Here is a 1,825-nt window from a genome sequence, read left to right on the forward strand (position 1 = left end):
GAAGCAGATCGCCGCCGCGCCGGGCGCTTCGGCCAGTTCGAGGAGGGGCATTTCGGCGTCATTGCCCGCGGCACCCCCGCCATGTGAAAGCGCCTGCTGGAAGCGCCCGACCGTCGGTTGCGCGCCGACGCCCCCCTGCCCGTCCGCCCATCCCGCGCCATGTTGGCCCGCCTCGCCAGCCACATCGACAGCGCCGAGACCCGGCTGCTGGTGGAGTGCTTCGGCAGCGCCGCCACCGCCGGCTCCCCCTTCCGGCTGGCCGACCTGTCGGGGCTGCGCCGGGCCGCCCCGATGCTGGACGCCCGCCGGCTGGCGCTCGCCGCCAAGCTCGACCTGCTGCTCGCCCCCGCCGACCTGGAGGATGCGGAGGACGCCAAGGTCTTCGCCGCAATCCTCGACGCGGTGGAGGCCGGGGAGAGGCTGCCGCTCGCCCGGCTGATCCCGGCCCGCTTCGACGGGCTGGCCGCCGATGTGCTGGAAGCGGCATCGCGCGCCTGCGACCTCTATTTCTGGGCGTCGCGCAAGTTCCCGGACAACCTGCCCGACCGTGACCGGGTACGCAGCGCCCGCGACGCCATCGGCCAGCGCCTGTCCGAAGCGCTGGCCTCCCGCGCCCGCCGCCGCGAGCCGCCACCCGCCGCCGGCTTCCGCGGCGCCCCGCGCAAGCGCTTCGGCCCGCGCCGCCGCTGAAAATCGCCGATGGTTCCCGGCGAAATTCGATTGCATGGCACTGCTGCCGGGCGAACGAAGTGAGAGCCGCGCTGTTCTGCACTGGACCTGCCTTGGTAGGGCGCCCACATCGATAGGCAACACCTATCTTGATGTTAGGCGATAACGATTGGACGCTATCGAAATACCCTATCATTGTTGCATCAGCGGCCAAGCCTCTGGCCGTCCCGTTCAGGAGCAACCGGCGTGAAGACCGCATCCCCCACCGTCGCCGCCACCGTCTCAACCGTCGCCGCTGCCCGCATTCCAGTGATGGGACGCCGTTTCTGGACCATGCTCGGCCCCGGCTTCGTGGTGCGGTGGGGCTACATGGATCCGGGCAACTGGGCGACGGACATCGCAGCAGGCTCCAGCTTCGGCTTCGCGCTGCTGTCGGCGGTGCTCATCGCCAGTCTGGCCGGCATCTTCCTGCAAGGGCTGATTGTCCGGCTGACGCTGGCGACCGGCACCGATCTGGCCCGGCTGATCCGCGAGCGCTTCCCACGGCCGGTGGCGATGCTTGTATGGGCGGTGTCGGAACTGGCGATGATCGCCACCGATCTGGCCGAGCTGCTGGGCAGCGCCATCGCACTGAAGCTGCTGTTCGGCATCCCGGTCATGGCCGGCGTGGTGATTTCAGCCATCCTGACCTTCGGCATCCTGGCCCTGCCCGGCGCCCGCGGTCGCACCCCCGAACTGGTGGTCGGCGCCCTGATGAGCGTGGTCGTGGTCTGCTTCGCCTGGGAGTTGGTGATCGCCCGCCCCGACCCCGCCGCCCTGCTGGCCGGGCTGATGCCGAGCGTCGAATTGGCCCGCGATCCGCAAATGCTGTACCTGTCGTTGGGCATCATCGGCGCCACCGTCATGCCGCACAACCTGTTCCTGCATTCCGGTCTGGTGCGGGCAAGGCTGGCCGAGGTGAAGACGGAGGAGGAACGCCGGCAGGCCGCCCGCTGGCTGACCATCGACCTGTCGAGCGCGCTGGCGCTGGCCGGTCTGGTCAACGGCGCCATCCTGGCGGTTGCCGCCGTGGCGTTCCAGGGAGTTTCCGCGGGCACCTCCCCCGGTATCGAGGACGCCCACGCCCTGCTGGGCGGCAGCATCGGCGGAGTGCCGC

2 protein-coding genes are annotated in these 1,825 nt (G+C 70.4%); both read left to right on the top strand.

All coding sequences use genetic code 11. The annotated features are described in order from the left end of the window. Positions 1-117 precede the first annotated feature (117 nt). A complete protein-coding gene (locus I71_RS01180; protein WP_042689021.1) occupies positions 118-690 on the top strand; it encodes an SUV3 C-terminal domain-containing protein in 573 nt (190 codons plus the stop codon). A 225-nt stretch (positions 691-915) separates the two neighbouring features. Continuing rightward, positions 916-1,825, top strand: a 910-nt coding sequence (locus I71_RS01185; protein WP_049975854.1) for an Nramp family divalent metal transporter, incomplete at its 3' end; no start/stop codon positions are given.

The organism is Azospirillum sp. B506, assembly GCF_000333595.1.
Classification (GTDB): domain Bacteria; phylum Pseudomonadota; class Alphaproteobacteria; order Azospirillales; family Azospirillaceae; genus Azospirillum.